General features: G+C 70.6%; 18 protein-coding genes. 6 read left to right on the top strand and 12 right to left on the bottom strand.

Features of this window, described 5'->3' with window-relative positions:
• Positions 1-208: 208 nt before the first annotated feature.
• The 6 genes from RWE79_RS30105 to acnA all read right to left on the bottom strand — a co-directional run bounded on the left by RWE79_RS30105 (position 209) and on the right by acnA (position 9,073).
• Positions 209-1,297 (bottom strand): sugar ABC transporter substrate-binding protein, encoded by a 1,089-nt coding sequence (locus tag RWE79_RS30105; RefSeq protein WP_475943218.1) that lies wholly within the window; start codon positions 1,295-1,297, stop codon positions 209-211.
• A 138-nt stretch (positions 1,298-1,435) separates the two neighbouring features.
• Complete coding sequence (locus RWE79_RS30100; RefSeq protein ID WP_475943217.1) at positions 1,436-2,638, bottom strand: ROK family transcriptional regulator; 1,203 nt, start codon at positions 2,636-2,638, stop codon at positions 1,436-1,438.
• A gap of 227 nt (positions 2,639-2,865) precedes the next feature.
• Positions 2,866-3,777 carry a carbohydrate ABC transporter permease gene (locus RWE79_RS30095; RefSeq protein ID WP_475943216.1) on the bottom strand — a complete coding sequence of 304 codons (912 nt, stop codon included), beginning with the start codon at positions 3,775-3,777 and terminating at the stop codon, positions 2,866-2,868.
• Positions 3,778-3,787: 10 nt separating this feature from the next.
• Positions 3,788-4,729 carry a carbohydrate ABC transporter permease gene (locus RWE79_RS30090; protein WP_475943215.1) on the bottom strand — a complete coding sequence of 314 codons (942 nt, stop codon included), beginning with the start codon at positions 4,727-4,729 and terminating at the stop codon, positions 3,788-3,790.
• 15 nt (positions 4,730-4,744) lie between these two features.
• Entirely contained in the window at positions 4,745-6,169 is a 1,425-nt protein-coding gene (gene ngcE / locus RWE79_RS30085; RefSeq protein ID WP_475943214.1) for an N-acetylglucosamine/diacetylchitobiose ABC transporter substrate-binding protein, read from the bottom strand.
• A 189-nt stretch (positions 6,170-6,358) separates the two neighbouring features.
• Positions 6,359-9,073, bottom strand: coding sequence for an aconitate hydratase AcnA (gene acnA / locus RWE79_RS30080; protein ID WP_475943213.1), 2,715 nt, complete (start codon positions 9,071-9,073; stop codon positions 6,359-6,361).
• A gap of 688 nt (positions 9,074-9,761) precedes the next feature.
• Between acnA and RWE79_RS30075 the strand changes: the two genes are divergently transcribed.
• Positions 9,762-9,956 carry a hypothetical protein gene (locus tag RWE79_RS30075; protein WP_475943212.1) on the top strand — a complete coding sequence of 65 codons (195 nt, stop codon included), beginning with the start codon at positions 9,762-9,764 and terminating at the stop codon, positions 9,954-9,956.
• A 298-nt stretch (positions 9,957-10,254) separates the two neighbouring features.
• Here RWE79_RS30075 and RWE79_RS30070 read toward each other — a convergent pair whose 3' ends face one another.
• The 3 genes from RWE79_RS30070 to RWE79_RS30060 form a co-directional block, all read right to left on the bottom strand.
• A complete protein-coding gene (locus RWE79_RS30070; RefSeq protein WP_475943211.1) occupies positions 10,255-10,692 on the bottom strand; it encodes a hypothetical protein in 438 nt (145 codons plus the stop codon).
• Positions 10,693-10,754: 62 nt separating this feature from the next.
• Complete coding sequence (locus RWE79_RS30065) at positions 10,755-11,276, bottom strand: SigE family RNA polymerase sigma factor (RefSeq protein ID WP_475943210.1); 522 nt, start codon at positions 11,274-11,276, stop codon at positions 10,755-10,757.
• 295 nt (positions 11,277-11,571) lie between these two features.
• A complete protein-coding gene (locus RWE79_RS30060; RefSeq protein WP_475943209.1) occupies positions 11,572-12,609 on the bottom strand; it encodes a helix-turn-helix transcriptional regulator in 1,038 nt (345 codons plus the stop codon).
• 110 nt (positions 12,610-12,719) lie between these two features.
• Here RWE79_RS30060 and RWE79_RS30055 point away from each other — a divergent pair, with 110 nt between their 5' ends.
• Positions 12,720-13,334: a DinB family protein gene (locus RWE79_RS30055; protein ID WP_475943208.1), complete on the top strand. Its 615-nt coding sequence runs from the start codon at positions 12,720-12,722 to the stop codon at positions 13,332-13,334.
• A gap of 55 nt (positions 13,335-13,389) precedes the next feature.
• On the opposite strand, the gene RWE79_RS30050 is transcribed toward RWE79_RS30055, so the two are convergent.
• Both RWE79_RS30050 and RWE79_RS30045 read right to left on the bottom strand, forming a co-directional pair.
• Positions 13,390-13,761 carry a hypothetical protein gene (locus RWE79_RS30050; RefSeq protein ID WP_475943207.1) on the bottom strand — a complete coding sequence of 124 codons (372 nt, stop codon included), beginning with the start codon at positions 13,759-13,761 and terminating at the stop codon, positions 13,390-13,392.
• Positions 13,762-13,772: 11 nt separating this feature from the next.
• On the bottom strand, positions 13,773-14,729 hold the full coding sequence (locus RWE79_RS30045; protein ID WP_475943206.1) for an isocitrate lyase/PEP mutase family protein: 957 nt from the start codon (positions 14,727-14,729) through the stop codon (positions 13,773-13,775).
• A 122-nt stretch (positions 14,730-14,851) separates the two neighbouring features.
• Between RWE79_RS30045 and RWE79_RS30040 the strand changes: the two genes are divergently transcribed.
• The 3 genes from RWE79_RS30040 (at position 14,852) to RWE79_RS30030 (ending at position 18,521) form a co-directional block, all read left to right on the top strand.
• A complete protein-coding gene (locus RWE79_RS30040) occupies positions 14,852-16,345 on the top strand; it encodes a DNA-3-methyladenine glycosylase 2 family protein (protein WP_475943205.1) in 1,494 nt (497 codons plus the stop codon).
• 1 nt (position 16,346) lies between these two features.
• Positions 16,347-16,835: a methylated-DNA--[protein]-cysteine S-methyltransferase gene (locus RWE79_RS30035; RefSeq protein WP_475943204.1), complete on the top strand. Its 489-nt coding sequence runs from the start codon at positions 16,347-16,349 to the stop codon at positions 16,833-16,835.
• A gap of 156 nt (positions 16,836-16,991) precedes the next feature.
• Entirely contained in the window at positions 16,992-18,521 is a 1,530-nt protein-coding gene (locus RWE79_RS30030; protein ID WP_475943203.1) for a helix-turn-helix domain-containing protein, read from the top strand.
• 37 nt (positions 18,522-18,558) lie between these two features.
• Here the strand turns inward: RWE79_RS30030 and RWE79_RS30025 are convergent, their stop codons facing one another.
• Complete coding sequence (locus RWE79_RS30025; RefSeq protein WP_475943202.1) at positions 18,559-19,413, bottom strand: helix-turn-helix transcriptional regulator; 855 nt, start codon at positions 19,411-19,413, stop codon at positions 18,559-18,561.
• A 218-nt stretch (positions 19,414-19,631) separates the two neighbouring features.
• Here RWE79_RS30025 and RWE79_RS30020 point away from each other — a divergent pair, with 218 nt between their 5' ends.
• Entirely contained in the window at positions 19,632-20,489 is an 858-nt protein-coding gene (locus RWE79_RS30020) for an SDR family NAD(P)-dependent oxidoreductase (protein ID WP_475943201.1), read from the top strand.
• The last annotated feature ends 32 nt before the right edge of the window (positions 20,490-20,521 follow it).

Raw genomic sequence — 20,521 nt, 5'->3', positions numbered from 1 at the left:
CCGCCTGACCGGCGGGGATGCCGCGCTTGCTTCTTGAGGACAGGCGCGGAGGGTTGTGCGCGAAGCACAGGTTTACAAGATGAACATGCGCGCAGCCGGTGCCCGTTGGCAACGGCTGCGGCTGGGGTGGTGCCGTCCGGTGCCCGCCCCGCAGCGGGGTGTGAGGTGGGGCGGGCCCCGGACAGGTGTTGCGGGCCGCTGGGAGTGGTTACTCCAGGCCGGCGGCCTTGCAGGCCTTGGCGTAGTCGGCGGTGCAGATCTGGGCGACGGTGTAGAGCTTGTCGGCGATCACCGTGTCCTTGATGTTGGCCTTGGTGACCGACACCGGGGTCAGCAGCTGCGAGGGGACCTTGTCACCGGAGCCGCTGGTCAGGGTGGTGGTGGCCTGCGACTTGATGCTCTTGCCGTTGAGCAGGTCGACCGCGAGCTCGGCGGCGGCGTCGGCCTCGGGCTTGAAGGCCTTGTAGACGGTGCTGGACTGGGTGCCGGCGACGATCCGCTGGATACCCGCGAGTTCCGCGTCCTGGCCGGTCAGCGGGATGCCGCTGATGCCGGCGCCCTTGAGGGCGGTGGCGATGCCACCGGCCATGCCGTCGTTGGCGGAGTAGACGCCCGCGATCTTCTTGGCGCCGAGCTGGGTGATGGCCGCCGTCATCTTCTGGGTGGCGACGGTGTCCTTCCACAGGCCGGACTGCTCGTAGGCGATGTCGACCTTGCCGTCGAGGACGTTGTGGGCGCCCTTCTTGAACTGCGCGGCGTTCGGGTCGGCGTCGTCACCGTTGATCATGACGACCTTGGACTTCGTGGTGGCCTTGGAGCCCAGCGAGTCGAGCAGAGCCTGACCCTGGAGCTCGCCGACCTTGACGTTGTCGAAGGAGACGTAGGCGGAGACCGGACCCTGGGCGAGGCGGTCGTACGCGACGACCTTGATGCCCTTGTCGACCGCGGACTTGATGGAGGACTTGATGGCGGCGGAGTCCTGGGCGCTGATCACGAGGACCTTGACACCCTTGGTGATCATGCTGCTGACCTGCTGGGCCTGCTTGGCCGCGTCGCCCGCCGCGTTGGCGTACTGGACGGTGCAGTCGGTGCAGAGGTCCTTGACCTTCGCCTCGAACAGCGGCTTGTCGAACTTCTCGTACCGCGCGGTGACGCTGTCGGGGAGCAGCAGGCCGATGCTCTTGTCCTTGCTGCTGGTGTCCGAGTCGCTGCTGCCGGCCTTGCCGCAAGCGGCTACGGAAAGGGCCATCGAGACAGCGGCGGTGCCGATCACGACTCGACGCATCATTGCGTTCATGTGGGGTTGCCTCCCTGACAGGGCCGCAACGCTGCGGCCGAGGTGAACGTGAGTCAACTCGGCCGCAGTGTTGTCGTCAAGAAGTAAATCCTTAACGAGATGGCAACGGTGCGATTCGTTATCTAGATGAACGCGGAGTCACCCTGTGAAGGCCGGCGCAACTGCCGGGACAGTACCATCCAAAAGGTGCGAATCGCCCACCTCGCTGAGGGCCAGCGCCAGCGCGCCGAGCACCTCCGCACGGGCCCCCAGGGCCCCGGGAACGATGGAGAGCCGGCGGGCCGCGCTGGGGATGGCGTAGCGGGCCACGGACTCCCTGATCGGGGAGAGCACCAGCTCACCGGCCTCGGCGAAGTCACCGCCGAGCACGACGCGGCTGGGGTTGAGCAGATTGCACAGGCTCGCGACGCCCATGCCGATGTGCCGGCCGACGTCGGCGACCACCCGGCGGCAGCCGGGGTCGCCCTCCCGGGCCAGCTGCACCATGCGGGCCATCGTGAGATCGCCGCCGTGGCTGCCGCGCAGCAGTTCCAGGACGTAGCGGGCGGCGGTGAAGGTCTCCAGGCAGCCGCGGTTGCCGCAGCGGCAGACGGGGCCGGCCTCGTCCAGGGTGATGTGCCCGATCTCCCCGGCCGTGCCGCCGGGGCCGCGGTAGATCCGGCCGTCTATCACCAGCCCGGCGCCGACACCGCTGGCGACCTTGATGTACGCCAGGTCCTTGACCCCCCGGCCGCCGCCCCAGACCAGCTCCCCCAGTGCGCCGAGGTTGGCGTCGTTGTCGACCTGGACCGGCATCCGCAGCCGTTCGGCCAGTTCCTGGCGCGGGTTGATCCCGCTCCAGCCCGGCAGGATCGCCGTCGAGCCCAGCGCCCCGGTCTCCACGTCGATCGGGCCGGGCACGCCCAGACCGACGCCGAGCACCTTGTCGGCGCAGACGCCGGTGGACTCGATCAGCCGCCCGACCAGTTGCTCCGCCCGGTCGAAGCCCTCCGAGGCGGAGGCGTCCACGTCGATCGGCTCGGACTGTTCGGCCAGCACCTGGTGGGCGAGATTGCCGATCGCGACCCGCAGATGCGAGTGGCCGAAATCGACTCCCACCACGATTCCGGCGTCTCCCGACAGCGTGACGCTGCGGGCCCGGCGGCCCCCGGAGGAGGTCGGGGTGACCTCGACGGTGCCGTTGTCCCGCAGCTCACGCACGATGTTGGAGACCGTGGCGGCCGACAGTCCGGTGCTCCGGGCGATCTCTGCCTGGGTGAGCGAACCCGACAGCCGTACGGCACGGACCACCCGTTCCAGATTGGCCCGGTGCAGCGATGACTGCGATCCCGGAGTCTCCACGAACAACCACTCCTGCCGATACAGCGGCGGAGTCGCACCGGTGAGACCCCGTCGTCTACAACATGTGAACTCTAAGCTGAGCGTTTGGGCTTGCGTCCCGTCAAGGGGCAGAACCACACCGTTACCGGAAACGGCCGAAAAGGACAGGGCGGCCGCGTGATGCCACGCAGCCGCCCCACGGGTGCACATACAGTGACTTTCCGGTTACGACCTGGTGCACCAGGTCGTTACTTCAACGCACCTGCCGTCAGCCCTGCCTGCACCTGCCTCTGGAACACCGCGTACACCACCAGCACCGGCAGCATCGCGATCGTCAGCCCGGCGAACAGGCCCGACCAGTCGCCCTTGTAGCCCTGCTGGACGGCGAGGTCGGCCAGACCCTGGGTGAGCACCCACTGCCTGGTCTCGCCCTGGTTCAGCACCAGCGGCAGCAGGTACTGGTTCCACTGGCCCAGGATGTTGAAGATGCCGACGCTGATCAGGCCCGGCCTGGCCATCGGCAGCATCACCTGGAAGAAGGCCCGGGAGTGCGAGGCCCCGTCGATCAGCGCCGCCTCCGCGACCGAGGTCGGAAGGGTCCGGAAGAAGGCGGTCAGGAAGAAGACCGTGAAGGGGAGCGAGTAGGCGATGTAGACCAGGACCAGCCCCGGGACGGTGTTCAGCAGCTGCATGTTCTTCAGGACGAAGAACAGCGGCACCAGGACCATGATCACCGGGAAGGCCATGCCGCCGACGAACAGGAAGTAGACGAACCGGTTGCCCGGGAACTCGAAGCGGGCCAGCACATAGGCCGCCATCGACCCCAGGATCATGGTGCCGGTGGTGGAGAACCCGACCAGCACGAAGGTGTTGAGGAAGTACCGCCCGATGTTGGCCTTGGTCCAGGCCCGGCTCCAGTTCTCGAAGTGCGGATGGGTCGGCAGCGACCACGGTGAGCCCAGGATCTGCCCGTCGGTCTTGAACGAGCTCCACACCGCCCACAGCAGCGGCACCCCCACCATCAGCGCCCACAGGACCAGGAAGGCGTGCGAGAAGACGTTGAGCACCCCGCCCTCGCTGATGCGCCACCTGCGCCTGGCGCCCGCCACCCGCTGCTGCCGGGGCTCCGCGTTCTCCACCCGTACGGTGTCCGTCGTCATCGCAGGCTCCCTAGAACTCGACCCGCTCGCGCCGCGAGAACCGCAGCGTGAGGACGGCGAACACCATGGTCACAACCAGCATCGCGATCCCCATGGCCGCCGCGAGGCCGTACTGGCTGCTCTCCCGGAACGCCGTCTTCCACAGCAGCAGCGGAACCACCTGGGTGGCGTTGTCGGGACCGCCGTTCTGCACCGACATGATCTGGACGAAGGCGAAGGCGTCCATGCAGATGATGCCCATGTACACCCAGCCGGTCTGGACGGTGTCCCACAGCAGCGGCAGCGTGATCCGGAAGAAGGTCGCGCCCCGGCTCGCGCCGTCCAGCAGCGCCGCCTCGTAGATGTCGCCCGGGATGGAGGACATGCCGGCCGAGAACAGCACCACGTAGAAGCCCACGCTGCACCAGACCATCACGGCCATGACGCAGATCAGGGCCAGGCCCGGGTCGCCCAGCCAGGACTGCTGGAGCGAGCCCAGACCGACCGCCCCGAGCAGTGAGTTGAGCAGCCCGTCGTCCGGGTCGGGGTTGTAGATCTGCTGCCACAGCACGGCGACGATCGTGATCGACAGCACCTGCGGGAAGAAGTACACGATCTTGTACACGCCCGAGCCCCGGACACCGCTGACGGCCCCCGTGCCCCGCTTGCCCGGTCTGCGGCGGCTGCCGCCCACGTTGAGCATGAAGGCGAAGAACAGGCCGAGCCCCAGCGTCACGACCGGCACGACCAGGAGAATGATGACGTTGTGCCACAGCGCTTGCCAGAACAGGGCGTTGTGCAGCAGTTTGTCGTAGTTGTCCAGGCCGACGAAGTTCATGTCGGGGGTCAGCCCGCTCCAGTCCGTCATCGAGATCTGGAACGCCTGGAAGAACGGCGAGATCACGAAGACGGCGTACAGCGCCAGGGGAGCCGCCAGAAACCCGATGATGAACCGGTACTTACCGTGCCGCATGGCGCTGTCGTCCCGTCAGGAGTGCTTGAACTTCTTGATCGACGAGTCCTTCTTGGTGTCGTCAGCGGCCCTCTGCGCCCGCTTGACCCACTCGGACGCCTTGATCCGGCCGGTGAGCAGCTGGCCGGTCGCCCCTCCGATCGTGTCGTTGCTGAGCGTGGGATACCAGTCCTGCAGCCGGGGATTGACCACGTTCGAACCGGCCGCCTTCAGCGCGGCGCTCGCCGACGTCAGACCCGGGGTCAGACTCAGCCCCTCCTCGGCTCCGGCGTAACAGGTGAGCGACTTGAGCGACTTGGTGAAGGCCTGGGCGTGCTTCTTGCTGAGCATGATGCGCAGCAACTCCATGCCGCCCTCGGGGTTCTTGCCCTTCTTGGCCACGATGAAGGGCTCACCGGCCGCCGCCCGGACGGTGCCGAAGGGCAGTTTGTCGGAGCTCGCGGCGCCGATCGTGCCGCCCACGCCCAGCTCGAAGTCCTTCGGCATGGTCGGGGCGGCCTCGTTCTCCACCCAGGAGCCGTTGGGGATGAAAGCGGCCTTGCCCTTGGTCCAGGCGGTCTGTGCCTGGATGTGGGTCATACCCTCGGAGCCGGTGAGGAAGTACCCCTTGGCGGCCAGCTCCTCGTAGTACTCGGCGACCTGGAGGACCGCGTCGGCCTGCCAGGCGCCGTCCTCCAGGTTGTCGATGGCGACGATCGCCTCCTTGCCGCCGACCTTGGCGATCTGGGCGTAGAGATCGAAGTGGACGTAGTACGGGTACTTGCCGGGGTACGTGAAGGGGGCGATGCCCGCCCTCTTGATCGTGCCGGCCAGCTTGACCATGTCGTCGAAGGTCTGCGGGTACTCCCAGCCCTTGTCCTTGAGCAGCTTCTGGGAGTACCAGGTGCCGTAGACGGTGAAGGCGTAGTTGAGGGCGTAGACCGCGCTGGTGCCGTACTGGCCCTGCTCGACGGTGCCGGCGACCAGGATGTCGCGGACCTTCTTGGCCGGGTCGTCGACGGTCGCCGCGTCGAGCAGCGGGGTGAGGTCGGCGAGCTGTCCCTGGGCGGCCAGGGACGCGGTGTCCAGGTTGTCGGCACCGGAGTTGTCCATCACGTCGGGCGGGGTGCCGCCGGCGAAGCGGGGTTGCAGCTTGGGGCCGAGCGCCTGGGTTCCGGTGTGCTTGACGGTGACGCCATAGGTGGCGGCGTAGTCCTTCTCGGCGTTCTTGACGTAGTCGTCGCCGAAGCCGCCCTTGAAGATGAACGCTTCGAGGGCGGTGCCCTTCTTCACCCCGAGAGGATTCTTGGCGGAGGTCGCGCCCGCGGGCGCGGTGGAAGCGTCGCTGCCGCTTCCACCGGAGGTGGCGCAGGCGCTCAGCAGCGCCGCGGAGGGGGCGGCGAGCAGGCCGACGGCCATCGCTCGTTTGATCAGATCGCGGCGGTTCACATCAGGGTTCATTCGTGGGATCCCATGCTCGGTCCTCGCCTGGACCTGAAAGGTATAGTCCAGTTCCTGTGAGCTGAGCAAGGTCATGCACGCGTTTGGCGGACAGCTTTCCCTAGTTGAGACCCGGCGGAAACAGGAACGGGCCCGTTCCCCCGAAAAGGGGGGCACGGGCCCGTCGCCGTTCGGCGTCCGGCCGGATTTCTACTTGCGGATCAGCGAACGCAGCACGTACTGCAGGATGCCGCCGTTGCGGTAGTAGTCCGCCTCACCGGGGGTGTCGATGCGGACGACCGCGTCGAAGTCCACGCCGGTGTCGGTGGTGACCTTGACGGTGCCGGGGGTGGTGCCGTCGTTCAGGACGGTGACGCCGGTGAAGGAGAAGGTCTCCTCGCCCGTCAGCCCGAGGCTCTGCGCCGAAGCGCCCTCGGGGAACTGCAGGGGCAGCACGCCCATGCCGATCAGGTTCGAGCGGTGGATGCGCTCGTAGGACTCGGCGATGACGGCCTTGACGCCGAGCAGCGAGGTGCCCTTGGCCGCCCAGTCGCGGGACGAGCCGGAGCCGTACTCCTTGCCGGCCAGGATCACCAGCGGGATGCCGGCGGCCTGGTAGTTCTGCGAGGCGTCGTAGATGAAGGAGACCGGCGCCCCCTCCTGCGTGAAGTCGCGGGTGAAGCCGCCCTCGGTGCCGGGCGCGACCTGGTTGCGCAGCCGGATGTTGGCGAAGGTGCCGCGGATCATGACCTCGTGGTTGCCGCGGCGGGAGCCGTAGCTGTTGAAGTCACGGCGCTCGACGCCGTGCTCGGTGAGGTACTGGCCGGCCGGGGTGTCGGCCTTGATGGCGCCGGCCGGGGAGATGTGGTCGGTGGTGACCGAGTCGCCCAGCTTGGCCAGCACCCGGGCACCGGAGATGTCGGTGACGGGGGACGGCTCGGCCTGCATGCCCTCGAAGTAGGGGGGCTTGCGCACGTAGGTGGACTGCGGGTCCCACTCGAAGGTGTCGCCGGTCGGGATCGGCAGCGACTGCCACTGCGCGTCACCCGCGAAGACGTCCTGGTAGGACTTGTTGAACATGTCCTCGCCGATGGCGTTGGCCACGACGTCGTTGACCTCGGCCTCGGTCGGCCAGAGGTCCTGGAGGTAGACCGGCTTGCCGTCCTGGTCGGTGCCCAGGGCGTCCTTGGTGATGTCCACCTTCATCGAGCCCGCGAGGGCGTACGCGACGACCAGCGGCGGCGACGCCAGGTAGTTCATCTTGACGTCGGGGTTGATCCGGCCCTCGAAGTTGCGGTTGCCGGACAGCACCGCGGCGACCGCCAGGTCGTGCTCGTTGACCGCCTTGGAGACCTCCTCCGGCAGCGGGCCGGAGTTGCCGATGCAGGTGGTGCAGCCGTAACCGACCAGGTTGAAGCCGACCTTGTCGAGGTACGGGGTCAGGCCCGCCTTGTCGAAGTAGTCGGTGACGACCTTGGAGCCCGGGGCCAGGGTGGTCTTGACCCACGGCTTGCGGGTCAGGCCCTTCTCGACCGCCTTCTTGGCGACCAGGGCGGCCGCCACCATGACGTACGGGTTCGAGGTGTTGGTGCAGGAGGTGATCGCGGCGACGGTGACGGCGCCGTGGTCGATCTCGTACGTCGACCCGTCGGGGGCGGTGACCAGCGTCGGGCGGGTCGGCACCCCGTCGGTGGCGGCGGGGGCATCGGAGGCGGGGAAGGACTCCTTGCCGGCCTCGTCGTCGTCCTCGACGTAGTTGCGCACGTCGGCCGCGAACTGCTCGGCGGCGTTGGCCAGGACGATACGGTCCTGCGGGCGCTTGGGGCCGGCGATGGAGGGGACGACCGTGGACAGGTCGAGCTCCAGCTTCTCGGAGAAGTCCGGCTCGGCGGCCGGGTCCAGCCACAGACCCTGCTCCTTGGCGTACGCCTCGACGAGCGCGAGCTGCTGCTCGGGACGGCCGGTGAGCTTCAGGTACTTGATCGTCTCGGCGTCGATCGGGAAGATCGCGGCGGTCGAGCCGAACTCCGGCGACATGTTGCCGATGGTGGCGCGGTTGGCCAGCGAGGTCGCCGAGACGCCCTCACCGTAGAACTCGACGAACTTGCCGACGACGCCGTGCTTGCGCAGCATCTCGGTGATCGTGAGGACCAGGTCGGTGGCGGTGGTGCCGGTCGGCAGCTCACCGGTCAGCTTGAAGCCGACCACGCGCGGGATCAGCATCGACACCGGCTGGCCCAGCAGCGCGGACTCCGCCTCGATGCCGCCGACGCCCCAGCCCAGCACGCCCAGGCCGTTGACCATCGTGGTGTGCGAGTCGGTGCCGACGAGGGTGTCGGGGTACGCCTGGCCGTTGCGGACCATGACGGTGCGGGCCAGGTGCTCGATGTTGACCTGGTGGACGATGCCGGTGCCGGGCGGGACGACCTTGAACTCGTCGAAGGCGGTCTGGCCCCAGCGCAGGAACTGGTAACGCTCCCGGTTGCGGCCGTACTCCAGCTCCACGTTCTGCGCGAAGGCGTCCGCGGTGCCGAACTTGTCGGCGATCACCGAGTGGTCGATGACCAGCTCGGCCGGGGCCAGCGGGTTGATGCGCGACGCGTCGCCGCCCAGCTCCTTGACGGCCTCGCGCATGGTGGCGAGGTCCACGACGCAGGGCACACCCGTGAAGTCCTGCATGATCACGCGGGCCGGCGTGAACTGGATCTCCTGGCTCGGCTGCGCCTGCGAGTCCCAGCCGCCGATCGCCCGGATGTGGTCGGCGGTGATGTTCGCGCCGTCCTCGGTGCGCAGCAGGTTCTCCAGCAGCACCTTCAGGCTGTAAGGGAGGCGCTCGGAGCCCTCGACCTTGTCCAGCCGGAAGATCTCGTACGACTCGTCGCCCACCTGCAGCGTGCTGCGGGCGTCGAAGCTGTTCGCCGACACGACAGTCTCCTTCATTGCATGAATTCGCGCGTACCACCGCAATGCTGCCGCTTCGGCGGCCTTGCCGATCCGCTGAGGTCAGACTAAGTTAGGTAAGCCTTACCCGGACCTGGGATGCGAGCGGCAGCGGTACGCCTCGGCAGATATCTCGATGTCGAGATAACTCTAGTACATCACCGCCGCCCGGTCATGCTCCGGGCTGCCGTCCTGTCTCCGTGAAGGCTGGGCAGTCTCGGTCTTCACCGGGCAAATGGGCCCACGTCTCACTCTTCTCCGGGCAAACGCTGTCGTGTCTCAGTCTTGCGCGGGCGCCGCCGTCCGGCCTTTCGTGGCTTAGCTGTACCGCGTCGGTACTTGGCTGCGCAGACCGGGATGGAGGCGGCGGACTTCTGGGTGACGGTGATCGGGCCGGATGGTGCCCGTGGGCAGGGTCCGCCGAGTGTGATGTGACCGGAGCGGTTCGAGATGGGTCGCCCGTCGGTCCTTTCCTGCCTGTCGCGGCCGGCGCGACTTCACGGGCTGGACAGGTGGCCGACCGGTCGACCGTGCGAGTCGGCCGGCTGGGGCTACGAGCGCGTGGGCGCCCTGGAAGCGGTGTTCGCGGCGAATCCCCGCCGGCCGGCCGGGTTCCGGCACGCGCGGGTAACGCGTGAGGAGACGGCTGCGGCTCCGCATGGGGTGTTCGCGGGTGGAGCAGGTTCTCCTGAACGGTTCCCGGGCCGTGGGAGATCCGGTGCCGGTGCTGCCGGTGCCCTATCACCTGCTGTGGTGTCAGCACCTCGTGGTGGATCCGCAAGCGGCGGTGCTGTCGCCGACGTCCTGGGTGACGCCGGGCCGGATCGAGCGGGAGGGGGACGGGGATGCTGACGCGTCCGCGGCTTGAGTTCACGACCACCGACGTCCGGGAGCTCGGCCCGCCTCAGACGCAGCCGCGTCCCCAGCAGATACCGGTCCGTGATCACACGGGTGACAGTGACTGACGAAGGAGCCGGAGGACTCGCCGGCAAGAACCGTCTGGGCAGCGGGGTGATGTCCGGACCTGATCGCGCCTGAGAGCGTGTGCCCACCGGCCGGCCCTCTCCAGCCATTTCCGGTGCGGGGGTCTGGTCCGGTGTGATGCTGTGACGGGCGCCCGCCCCTGATTGACGCAGGGGCGGGCGTCGTATCAGCTCAGGGCCTGGTCAGCCGGCGCACAGGGTCAGGTTGACCGTGTCGCCGGACTTGACGATCTTCGGGGTGTGCGGGTCCACACCCACCACCGCACCGGGCTTGCAGCCCTTGTCGGCCTTCTTGGTGACGGTGCCGAGCTTCGTCTGCGTCTTCAGGAGCGCCTGCTTGGCGAGCACCAGGTCCAGGTTCGCGAAGTCGATCGGGATGGTCACGCCGTGGTCGTCGAACAGCAGGGTGGTGGCGTCGCTGGTGGTGGCCGCGCTGGTAGCCGCCGGGGTCGAGTTGCTGCTGCCGCCGGCGCCCGAGGTGGCCAGGGCGGTTCCCCCGCCCGCCGCGATGAGGGCGGCGGCCACTGCGGCGATGCCGATGGTGCGCCTGCGCCGGGTGCGGCGCAGGATCCGGGGCGCGTCGAAGTCGGGGGCCTCGGCGGAGTTCGCGAATCGGTTCATGGCGTTCATCAGTTCCTCTTCGAAGGGTGTGCAGCCGGAAGCCCGTGCGTCGCCGTACGAGGTCATCGGATTCCTTCCGTGTGCTGCCGTGGTGAAGGGGCGGAGAGTACGGGCATCTGGCCTCTGAGCTTCTCGATCCCGCGAGCGAGCTGGGAGCGCACCGTGCTCGGCGATATGTCCAGGTCGGCCGCTATCTCGATGTCGGAGAGGTCGTGGAAGTACCGCAGCACCACGACCGTCCGCATCCGCATGGGCAGTTGCTGCAGCGCGCGCACCAACTGGTCCCTGCTGTCGACCTGCCCGAAATCGTCCCCCGGGGCGGCTTTGTCACCGCTTTCCGGATCGGAGATCGTGACCAGACGGCGGAACCTGCGCCAGCGGTCATTGGCCAGGTTCACCATGATCCGCCGCACATAGGCCTCCGGGGCGTCCTTGGCGGAGATCGTGCGCCACTTGCGGCAGGCCCGCTCCAAGGTCTCCTGGACCAGATCCTCCGCCGCCTCACGGCTGCCCGTCAGGACGAAGGCACCCCGGAACAGCGCGGTCGACCTCGCGGCAACGAAAGCCTGAAAATCCGTCTCCATACGCTCCTCCCTTCCTGTCACCCCTCCTCGACGTGAACACCGCCCCATCTGCTGCACCGCCGCGCTGAGACCTGGGTCACAGGCGTCGATGCCGTCCGGTGCCAACCGGAAGGACGGCATCCCCCGCACACACCACCCCACGTCAGCGACCTGACCCCCGAACACACCACCACCAGCCCCGACACACCCACCTGACATGCCGTCACTTACACCCGCACCGGCACCGGCACCGGCACCAAACCGGCACCTCGGACGGGCTTCTCAGCCCCACCTGAATCGCAAAGAATGCCCACGGTCAGATGAGACTGGACAGCTGCCCTTGTCCGCGCTCCTGCGCCCTCGTGTGCCCGACGGCGGCGGCACAGCGACGGGCCAGCCGCCCGAAGGCGTCCCTGAGTTCGGCCGGCCCGACGACCTCGATACCGGCGTCGAACCCCGCGATGGCGGCGGCCAGGGCGGGCCACGACCACGAGCCCAGGACCAGCCGGCAGCGGTTGGGGCCGAGTTCCTCGACGACTGCGTCGCGGGTGTGGCCGGCCACGACGGCGGCGGGCAGATCGAGGATCACCTCGCCGCGGCGGGGCCAGTCGCCCGAGCCGTCGGAGCCCCGGAACCTGCCGGCCACGAAGGCGTCCACCTCGCCGCCGGGCAGTTCGCGCGGGGTGAAACGGGGCCCGGCAGGGATACGCGGGGTGATCCGGTCCGCGCGGAACGTACGCCAGTCCTCACGGTCGAGGTCCCAGGCGACGAGGTACCAGCGCCCGCCCCAGGTGACGAGGTGGTGCGGCTGCACCCGGCGCGGAGGGGGCGCGGCGCGGTCGTCGCCGGTGGCTCCCGGTGCGAACGCGGGGGCGTAGTCGAAGCGCAGCACCTCGCGGGCGTGGACGGCGTCGCTGAGCGCCATGAGCACGCCGCTGCCGACCTGCGGTTCCGGCCGGATCGCGGGCCGCTCGACGGCGGTGACCCGCAGGGTGTCGATTCGGTGCCGCAGCCGGGCGGGCATGACCTGCCGGACGGTGGTCAGCGCGCGGGCCGCGGCCTCCTCGATACCGGCGCCGATGGTGGTGGCGATCCGGAGTGCGACGGCCAGAGCGACGGCCTGCTCGTCGTCGAACAGCAACGGGGGCAGCTCCGTGCCGGCGTCGAGCCGGTACCCGCCGTCGGGCCCCTTGAAGGCCACTACGGGATAGCCCAGCTCGCGCAGGCGGTCGACATCGCGGCGCACGGTGCGCGGGCTGATGTCCAGCCGCTCGGCCAGCAGCGCCCCCGGCCAGTCCCGGCGCGCCTGGAGCAACGAGAGCAGTGCGAGCAGGCGCGCTGAGGTCTTCGGCATGACTCCATGCTGCCCGCGGAAGCGGCCACATCCTGACCGCTTCCCCTGCGACCTTCGTTGCGTGCCGGACAACGCCGGACAACGGGAACAACCGGAAGGGCCCGATCACCATGACGTCCACGTCCACGACCACGACCGCGAGCACGAAGGCGGGCACGGCCGCTCCCCGCTCCACTCCCGACGCCGAGCGGGCCGACCTGCTCGCCGCGCTCGCGACCGCGCGATCCGCCCTGACCGACACGGTGCGCGGGCTCGGCGACGAGCAGGTCGGCGAGCATCCGACGGTCAGCGCCCTGTGCCTGGGCGGGCTGATCAAGCATGTCGCGTCGATCGAGGAGAGCTGGCTGCGCTTCGTCGTCGAGGGCCCGTCGGCCATGCGGCACGACCTGCCCGACGGTGTCACCTGGGACGACCTCGCGGCGGGCACCGCACGCGAGTTCCCGCAGTGGGCGATCGACCACCGCAACGGCTTCCGGATGCTGCCCGGCGAGACCCTGGCCGGGATCGTCGCGCGTTACGAGCGGGTCGCCGCCCGCAGCGAGGAGGTCATCGCCTCCGTACCCGACCTGTCGGCGACGCACCCGCTGCCGGAGGCGCCCTGGAACGAGCCGGGAGCGGTGCGCAGCGTGCGCCGGGTGCTGACGCACGTCATCGCCGAGACCGCCCAGCACGCCGGGCACGCCGACATCCTGCGCGAGACGCTCGACGGCCGGAAGTCGACCTGAGCGGTGCCGGGGCCCCGCCGGACCGGCCGGACCCGCCGGACCGGCCGGACGTGGTTCAGCGGCCGGAGTAGCTGTCGGAGTAGCTGAAGTCCCCGACGGTCCAGGCGCTCACGTCCGCGATGGCGACCCGGTACATCCCGCCGGTCTCGGGGATCCCCACACTGCCCTGGAGGATTCTCGCGACGTGGAAGTGCAGATGCGTGGGGCGCCCGGACGCCGCGCCGTCGCCGGCGAAGACGGCCGCGAACCGGCCCAGCCGGTCCGAGTCCTTGAGGACCTCGGCCACCCGCTGCCGCCACACGGACTCGGGCGCCAGGCGCCCGGTGATGACGGTGCCGTCGGCGACCACGGTGAGGGACATCTGATTGCTTTGCTCGGACTCCACCAGGGCGGCCACGTCGACAAGCAGATCATCAGGGTTCGGCATGAGACCCGATTCTACCCAGCCGGGGAGTCCCCGCCCACGGCTGCGGCCCGGTCGCCCCGGCGGGCGGGGCCCGAGCCCCCGCGCATCAGGTCGTTGAACTCGGCGTAGTCGATGGCCTCGCCGAAGGAGTCGTACGTCCCCTGCTCCAGCAACTCGCGCGCGCCGCGCCGGACCAGGGCGTAGGCGGACTCGGCGAGGGCGCCGCCGACGCTGACGCGGGCGGCGCCGGCGGCGGCCAGTTCGGCGACCGGCGGGGCGCCGGGGCCGGCGAGGACGCCGAGCGGGGCGTCCACGGCCTCGGCGAGCCGGGCGATCAGCGCCGGGTCGGTGACGCCGGGGACGAAGATCCCGGAGGCCCCCGCGGCGAGGTAGGCGGTGGCGCGGGCCACGGTGTCGTCGAAACCGCCGAGGCCCCGCAGGAAGGTGTCCACCCGGGCGTGGACGAACAGCGGCACGCCCTCGGCGTCGGCGGCGGCGCGGGCGGCCGCGATGCGGGCGGCGGCGTCGGCGGGGGTGCGCAGGGCCGGGCCGGTGGAGTCCTCGATGTTGACGCCGACGGCGCCGGCGGCCAGTACGCCCCGGACGGTGTCGGCGACGCCGGCCGGGTCGTCGGCGTAACCGCCCTCGATGTCGGCGCTGACCGGGACCGAGACGGCGGCGGTGATCCGGGCGACGGCGCGCAGGACCTCGTCACGGTCGGCGTGGCCGCCGTCGGCGGCGCCCAGGGCCCAGGCGACACCGGAGCTGGTGGTGGCGATCGCGGCGGCCCCGGCCTCCTCGACGACCCGGGCGCCGGCGGCGTCCCAGGCGTTGGGCAGGACCAGCGGGCGGCCCGCGGTGTGGAGGGAGTGGAAGAGCTCGGCCCTGGCCCTGAGGTCCGCCCGGGCCGTCGGGCCGAGGGGGTTCGTCGGGGTGGCGGGGGTCGTCGGGGTGGCGGGGGTCGTCGGGGTGGCGGGGGTCGTCGGCATGGCGACAGTCCATCAGGTGGCGACGGGTACGGTCTCGCGGTTTTCCGACGCGTACGTCGCCGGTCAGCTCCATGTCGGATTTTCGCTAGCCGCAACCGCCCGCAGGGCCAATGCTGGAAGACATGCACGAAGACTTCGAGCGCTGCGTACGTGCCGTACAGGCCAAGGACACCCGCTTCGACGGGTGGTTCTTCACGGCTGTGCTGACGACCCGGATCTACTGCCGGCCCGGCTGCCCGGCCGTGCCGCCCAAGCCCGAGAACATGACCTTCCACCCGAGCGCGGCCGCCGCCCAGCAGGCCGGATTCCGGGCCTGCAAGCGCTGCCGGCCCGACGCGAGCCCGGGCTCCCCGCAGTGGAACGAGCGGGCGGACCTGGTGGCGCGCGCCATGCGGCTGATCGCCGACGGGGTGGTGGACCGGGAGGGGGTGCCGGGCCTGGCCGCCCGGCTGGGCTACAGCACCCGCCAGATCGAACGGCAGCTGCTGGCGGAGCTGGGGGCCGGACCGCTGGCCCTGGCGAGGGCGCAGCGGGCCCAGACGGCGCGGCTGCTGATCGAGACGAGCACCCTGCCGATGTCCGACGTGGCCTTCGCCGCCGGTTTCACCAGCATCAGGACCTTCAACGACACCGTGCGCGAGGTCTTCGCGCTGACCCCGAGCGAGCTGCGGACCCGGTCCCGGATCCGCCCGGACGGGCAGGCGGCCACCGGGTCGCTGTCGCTGCGGCTGCCGTACCGGGCGCCGCTCTGCCCGGACAACCTCTTCGGGCACCTGGCCGCGACCGGGGTGCCCGGGGTGGAGGAGTGGCGGGACGGCGCCTACCGCCGCACGCTGCGGCTGCCGCGCGGGCACGGCGTGGTGAGCCTGCGGCCCGCGGCGGACCACATCGCGTGCCGGCTGTCCCTCACCGACTGGCGGGACCTGTCGCTGGCGATCAGCCGCTGCCGGTGGCTGCTGGACCTGGACGCCGACCCGGTGGCGGTGGACGAGCTGCTGCGGCAGGACCCGCTGCTCGCCCCCTACGTGGACAAGACCCCGGGCCGGCGGGTGCCGCGCACGGTGGACGGGGCGGAGTTCGCGGTGCGGGTGGTGCTGGGGCAGCAGGTGTCGACGGCGGCGGCACGCACCCTGGCCGGGCGGCTGGTGGCGGCGCACGGTGAGCCGGTGGACGACCCCGAGGCCGGCAGCGGGGGCGGGCTGAGCCGGCTCTTCCCCTCGCCGGAGGCCCTGGCCGCGCTCGACCCGGCCGCACTGGCCATGCCGGGCACCCGTCGCGCCACCCTCACCGGCCTGGTCGCGGAGCTGGCGGCGGGCGGTATCGACCTCGGGGTCGGCGCCGACTGGGACCGGGCCCGGCAGCAGCTCGCCGCGCTCCCCGGACTGGGCCCCTGGTCCGTCGAGGCCGTCGCCATGCGGGCGCTCGGCGACCCCGACGCCTTCCTGCCGACCGACCTCGGCGTCCGGCACGCCGCCCGCGCGCTGGGCCTGCCCGCCACCCCGGCGGCGCTGACCCGGCACTCCGCCGCGTGGCGCCCGTGGCGCGCGTACGCCGTCCAGTACCTGTGGGCCACCGGCGACCACCCCGTCAACCGCCTCCCGACGAAGGACATCTGACATGCGTACGTACACCGTGACCGACAGCCCGGTCGGCCCGCTGACGCTGGTCGCCGAGGACGGCGCGCTGGCCGGGCTCTACATGACCGAGCAGCGCCACCGCCCGCCGCAGGAGAGCTTCGGCGAGCGCGACCCGGCGGGCCGTGGCTTCGGTGCCGTCATCGAGCAGCTGGGGGCGTACTTCGCGGGCGGGCTGACCACCTTCGACGTCCCGCTGGCGCTGCGCGGCACCCCCTTCCGGCAACGCGTCTGGGAGGCGCTGCGGGCGATCCCGTACGGCTCGGTGGTCTCGTACGGGCAGCTCGCCGCAGTGCTGGGGCAGCCGGCCGCGTCCCGGGCCGTGGGGCTGGCCAACGGGCGCAACCCGGTGGGCATCATCGTGCCGTGCCACCGGGTGGTCGGCGCCGACGGCAGCCTCACGGGCTACGGCGGCGGACTGGCCCGCAAGCGGCAGCTGCTGGACTTCGAGCGCGGGCTGCCGGATTCCTAGCGGGCCTGCTGCCTGGCTGCCTTGGCTCGGCGGGGCTCGGCGGGGCTCGGCGGGGCTCGGCGGGGCTCGGCGGGGCTCGGCGGGGCTCGGCGGGGCTCGGCGGGGCTTGGCGGGGCTTGGCGGGCCGGCATCTCATATGTGAGATAGCCTCGCCCCATGGGAGACGACTACCTCGCACGTATCGGCAGGCTCATCCGTGACGCCCGCCAGCACCGGGGCTGGACACAGGCACAACTCGCCGAGGCACTGGGCACCAGCCAGAGCGCGGTGAACCGCATCGAACGCGGCAACCAGAACATCAGCCTTGAGATGATCGCGCGGATCGGCGAGGCCCTCGACAGCGAGATCGTCTCCCTCGGCTACGCGGGCCCCATGCATCTGCGGGTCGTCGGCGGCCGGCGGCTGTCCGGCAGCATCGATGTGAAGACCAGCAAGAACGCCTGCGTCGCCCTGCTGTGCGCCTCGCTGCTCAACGCGGGGCGCACGACGCTGCGCCGGGTCGCCAGGATCGAGGAGGTCTACCGGATCCTCGAAGTGCTGGCCAGCATCGGTGTGCGGGCCCGCTGGATCAACGACGGCAACGACCTGGAGATCGTGCCGCCGGCCCGGCTGGACCTGGAGGCGATGGACACCGAGGCGGCCCGCCGCACCCGCAGCGTCATCATGTTCCTGGGTCCGCTGATGCACCTGACCGACCGGTTCCGGCTGCCGTACGCGGGCGGCTGCGACCTCGGTACGCGTACCGTCCAGCCGCATATGACGGCGCTTCGGCACTTCGGTCTCGAAGTCACCGCCACCACCGGCGTCTACCACGCCCAGGTCCACCGGAACACCTCCCCCACCCGGCCGATCGTGCTGACCGAGCGCGGGGACACCGTCACCGAGAACGCGCTGCTGGCCGCCGCCCGGCACGACGGGGTCACGGTCATCCGCAACGCCAGCTCCAACTACATGGTCCAGGACCTGTGCTTCTACCTGGAGCAGCTCGGCGTGAAGGTCGAGGGGATCGGCACCACCACGCTCACCGTCCACGGCGTGCCGCGCATCGACCGGGACGTGGACTACGCGCCGTCGGAGGATCCGGTCGAGGCGATGAGCCTGATGGCGGCGGCGGTCGTCACCGAGTCGGAGCTGACGATCCGGCGGGTGCCGATCGAGTTCCTGGAGATCGAGCTGGCGGTCCTGGAGGAGATGGGCCTGGACCACGAGCGCTCACCGGAGTACCGGGCCGACAACGGCCGTACGCGGCTCACCGATCTGACCGTCCGCCCGTCCAAGCTCCGCTCCCCCATCGACAAGATCCACCCGATGCCCTTCCCGGGCCTCAACATCGACAACGTGCCCTTCTTCGCGGCCATCGCCGCCATGGCGCAGGGCTCCACCCTCATCCACGACTGGGTCTACGACAACCGCGCGATCTACCTCACCGAACTGACCCGGCTCGGCGCCGACGTCAAGCTGCTCGACCCGCACCGGGTGCTGGTCGAGGGCCCGACGCGCTGGCGGTCGGCGGAGATGATGTGCCCGCCGGCGCTGCGGCCCGCGGTGGTCGTACTGCTGGCGATGCTGGCGGCGGAGGGCACCTCGGTGCTGCGCAACGTCTATGTCATCAACCGGGGTTACGAGGATCTGGCCGACCGGCTCAACTCGATCGGCGCGCGCATCGAGACCTTCCGCGACATCTGACCGGCGCGCGGGCGGCGAGACGCGGGCGCCGCGGGCGTCAGCCGACGGGGAAGCTGTCCGCGCCGAGGACGTTCAGCAGGGCCAGCTTGTCGTGGCTGTCCGTGCCGGGCGTCGCGGTGAAGACGAGCAGGGACTGCGACTGGTCGGGATCCCGCAGGCTCTGGCAGAACAGGTCGATGCGCCCGACCTGCGGGTGGACGAAGCGTTTGGCGTCGCTCCAGCGCGGGCCGACCTCCTGCCGGTCCCACAGGGACGCGAACTCCGGGCTCCGGTGCCGCAGGCCCGCCACCAGACGGGCGGCCTGCGACCGGGGCCCTTCCCGCGTGGACGCCGCCCGCAGGAGCGCGACGTTCACACGGCTGTTGAGGCCGTGGTCGTCGGGGAGGTACCGGCCGCGGGCGGCCGGCTCGGTGAACCAGCGGTAGGGGGCGCTGCGGGCCTCCCCGGTGTAGTGCGTCTGCTCTCCGAGCAGGGCCACGGCAGGAGGTGTCTGCAGCAACGTCTCGCCGAGGGGACCCATGACCTGTGCCGGGGTGTCCCGCAGCCGGTCCAGGATGCGCATCAGTCCCGGGTTGACGTGCTCGCCGCGCAGCCGCCAGCGCGGTGTGCGGTGCCCGCACAGCAGAAACAGGTGATCGCGCTCGTCGGGGGTGAGGCGCAGCCCACGGGCGATGGCCGCCGCCATCCGCTGCGAGGGCCGCGGCCCGCTGCCACGTTCCAGGCGGGCGAAGTAGTCGGCGGACATGTCGCACAGTTCGGCCACCTCCTCCCGTCGCAGCCCGCGGGCGCGCCGGCGCGATCCGCGGCGCAGTCCCACGTCCTCCGGTTGCAGCGCCTCCCGCCGGGCACGCAGGAAGGCACCCAGCGACGCGCGGTCCACCGTCTGCTCCATGGACTTCCCCCAGGGGTCGCGTGCGGTTCGGACGCCGGCCGAGGCCGCCGCGCCTCCACCATCGTCGCAGCCGCGAGCGGTCTCAGCCACGGACTGCGAGTCAGTGGCTGAGCGGGTCCTTCATCCGCGCCGCCGGGTGCCGTCCACTGGTCGTCGAGGAACAACGCGAGGCGCTTCGGCGCGCGTTGTTCCTCGACGACCGGGACGAGAGGGGCCCCATGGCCAAGTGGACAGCTGCCGACCTGCCGGGCATGACCGGCAAAACCGTGCTCATCACCGGAGCCGGCAGCGGCATCGGTCTGGTCACCGCCCGCGAGTTCGGGCGCGTCGGCGCCCGAGTCGTGCTGGGGGTGCGCGACACGGAGAAGGGCCGCCGGGCGATCGCGGGGATGCCCGGCGACTTCGACGTCCGGCGCCTGGACGTCGCCGACCTGGGATCGGTACGGAACTTCGCACAGTCGTGGACCGGCGACCTGGACATCCTCATCAACAACGCGGGTGTCATGGACATCCCGGCGGCGCGGACCGCGGACGGTTTCGACGTACAGACCGCGACGAACTACACCGGTCCGTTCGTCCTGACCAATCTGCTCCTGCCGCACCTGGCCGACCGCGTCGTCGGCGTGACCAGCCAGCTGCACCGGCAGTCCAAGCTGAATCCGCACGACTTCGACTGGCGGTCGCGGGGATACCACAGGATGAACGCCTACCGGGACTCCAAGCTCGCGGTCGTGCTGTTCTCCCTGGAACTGCAGCGGCGGCTGACGGCGTCGGGCAGCCCGGTCCGGTCGGTACTCGCCCACCCCGGCATCGCCACGACGTCCCTGGCCGCGCACTCGTCGGCGAACGTCGTCAACCGCTTCAGCTTCCTGCTCAACGACCCCGCACACGGGGCACTGCCCACCCTGTACGCCGCGACACAGGACGTGCCCGCAAACGCCTACGTCGGCCCGGACGGCCTCGGCGGTGTCAAGGGCCACCCCGCCGTGCGCAAGCCGGGCAAGGCCGGCCTGGACGGGACGAAGGCCCGCGACCTGTGGCTGGCGACCGTCGCGCTGACGGGAACCGGCCGCTGAACCACCCGGAAGCGACGGCGAGGCCGGCCGGC

The organism is Streptomyces sp. RLA131 (genome assembly GCF_056270125.1).
The sequence above is the reverse complement of the archived record's forward strand: the minus strand, read 5'-3'. Positions and strand labels throughout refer to the sequence as shown.

What these genes read in the sequence shown, in the direction of transcription:
- RWE79_RS30105 (WP_475943218.1), bottom strand. Translation starts at nt 1,297, where the DNA reads ATGAACGCAATGATGCGTCGAGTCGTGATCGGCACCGCCGCTGTCTCG.
- RWE79_RS30095 (WP_475943216.1), bottom strand. Translation starts at nt 3,777, where the DNA reads ATGACGACGGACACCGTACGGGTGGAGAACGCGGAGCCCCGGCAGCAG.
- RWE79_RS30090 (WP_475943215.1), bottom strand. Translation starts at nt 4,729, where the DNA reads ATGCGGCACGGTAAGTACCGGTTCATCATCGGGTTTCTGGCGGCTCCC.
- ngcE (WP_475943214.1), bottom strand. Translation starts at nt 6,169, where the DNA reads ATGAACCCTGATGTGAACCGCCGCGATCTGATCAAACGAGCGATGGCC.
- RWE79_RS30070 (WP_475943211.1), bottom strand. Translation starts at nt 10,692, where the DNA reads ATGAACCGATTCGCGAACTCCGCCGAGGCCCCCGACTTCGACGCGCCC.
- RWE79_RS30065 (WP_475943210.1), bottom strand. Translation starts at nt 11,276, where the DNA reads ATGGAGACGGATTTTCAGGCTTTCGTTGCCGCGAGGTCGACCGCGCTG.
- RWE79_RS30060 (WP_475943209.1), bottom strand. Translation starts at nt 12,609, where the DNA reads ATGCCGAAGACCTCAGCGCGCCTGCTCGCACTGCTCTCGTTGCTCCAG.
- RWE79_RS30055 (WP_475943208.1), top strand. Translation starts at nt 12,720, where the DNA reads ATGACGTCCACGTCCACGACCACGACCGCGAGCACGAAGGCGGGCACG.
- RWE79_RS30050 (WP_475943207.1), bottom strand. Translation starts at nt 13,761, where the DNA reads ATGCCGAACCCTGATGATCTGCTTGTCGACGTGGCCGCCCTGGTGGAG.
- RWE79_RS30045 (WP_475943206.1), bottom strand. Translation starts at nt 14,729, where the DNA reads ATGCCGACGACCCCCGCCACCCCGACGACCCCCGCCACCCCGACGACC.
- RWE79_RS30040 (WP_475943205.1), top strand. Translation starts at nt 14,852, where the DNA reads ATGCACGAAGACTTCGAGCGCTGCGTACGTGCCGTACAGGCCAAGGAC.
- RWE79_RS30035 (WP_475943204.1), top strand. Translation starts at nt 16,347, where the DNA reads ATGCGTACGTACACCGTGACCGACAGCCCGGTCGGCCCGCTGACGCTG.
- RWE79_RS30030 (WP_475943203.1), top strand. Translation starts at nt 16,992, where the DNA reads ATGGGAGACGACTACCTCGCACGTATCGGCAGGCTCATCCGTGACGCC.
- RWE79_RS30025 (WP_475943202.1), bottom strand. Translation starts at nt 19,413, where the DNA reads ATGGAGCAGACGGTGGACCGCGCGTCGCTGGGTGCCTTCCTGCGTGCC.
- RWE79_RS30020 (WP_475943201.1), top strand. Translation starts at nt 19,632, where the DNA reads ATGGCCAAGTGGACAGCTGCCGACCTGCCGGGCATGACCGGCAAAACC.